Origin of the sequence: Oceanispirochaeta sp. M1 (assembly GCF_003346715.1) — a bacterium.
Taxonomy (GTDB): Bacteria; Spirochaetota; Spirochaetia; order DSM-2461; family DSM-2461; genus Oceanispirochaeta.
On sequence record NZ_QQPQ01000122.1, the window covers coordinates 1 to 1382 of the forward strand.

Consider the following 1382-nt stretch of genomic DNA (forward strand, 5'->3'; position numbering starts at 1 on the left):
CCTCTGTATATCGTTTCGACATATTGGACTTCTCATTATTCTCTATCATCTAAACCCTCACATCTATTATATCTGGAAATTATAATGTGTCCGAGTAATTACTGTCTGAAACAGTGTAGCCTATCCAAGTTTTTATTTCTCTAGGAGTTTTAATCTTAAATTCAATACTGATAAAATACCTCCGATAAAAAATAGCCTGAAAGGAGCCTTTTATGGAGTTCAGGCGAGTGATATTAAAAGTGCTAATTTATGGGACACATCAAATGTAACTGATATGTCATATGCTTTTAAAGGATTCCGAGGTGAAATAGATATTTTTCAATGGGATACATCAAATGTTATCGATATGACTTCAATGTTTGAAGGTTGTAGCGCCTTTAATTACTTACATAATCCACTTCGATTGTCAGATTGGGATGTTTCAAAAGTAACGTCCATGAAAAATCTTTTTAGAGAAAGTGATATCAGGAATGAATGTTTGGATATTTCTACATGGGATACTGGTAGTGTTGAAGATATGGGAGGTCTTTTTACTGAAACTTATCAAAACACTGATATATCTAAATGGGATACTTCTAAAGTAAATACTATGGAGAACATGTTTAAATTTGCTCGGGCTTTCAATCAGGATATTTCTTCATGGGATGTTTCGAATGTAACCAACATGAGAAGTATGTTCTCAGGAGCGAGAGAATTTAATCAGGACATTGGAAAATGGGATGTCTCAAATGTTACCTCAATGGACGGTATGTTTGCTCATGCCTACACTTTTAATGCTGATATATCATCATGGGATGTCGGCAATGTTGTTGATATGCATTTGATGTTTGGTAGTATAGATGGCACCAACATGGCTTTCAATCAGAATGTTGGAGGATGGAATACTTCAAATGTTACAGATATGTCATTTATGTTTTCTAGATGTGAATTCTTTGATCATGATTTAGGGCAGTGGGATACCTCTAATGTGACTGATATGAGCTCTATGTTTCAAGCGTGTCTAGTTTTTGATCAAGATCTAAGTATGTGGGATACTTCAAGTGTAACAGATATGTCATGTATGTTTTTGTTATGTCAAAACTTTGATCAAGATCTAAGTCTTTGGAATGTGGAGAAAGTAACAAATATGACTCACATGTTTCGAAATGCTTCTCTATCTACGCAAAACTATGATGCTCTTCTTATTAGCTGGGAAGCACAAAACATTCAAAACGATGTGATATTTGATGCAGGTGAATCAAAATACAGTATTGGTTGTTTTTTGCAAGTGAAAATTCCCCATTATTGCAATTATTTTTCCCCACTAACCAGTGGGGAATTTCATGTGCAATTTAGTCAGAAATTTACCTCCTTAATATGCTTATGAACAGCCTTCCTGACCT

The 1382-nt window shown here is 34.6% G+C and carries 1 protein-coding gene; it reads left to right on the forward strand.

The features are described from left to right. The first annotated feature begins 196 nt into the window (after positions 1-196). Entirely contained in the window at positions 197-1366 is a 1170-nt protein-coding gene (locus tag DV872_RS26060; RefSeq protein ID WP_230391700.1) for a BspA family leucine-rich repeat surface protein, read from the forward strand. Positions 1367-1382 lie beyond the last annotated feature (16 nt).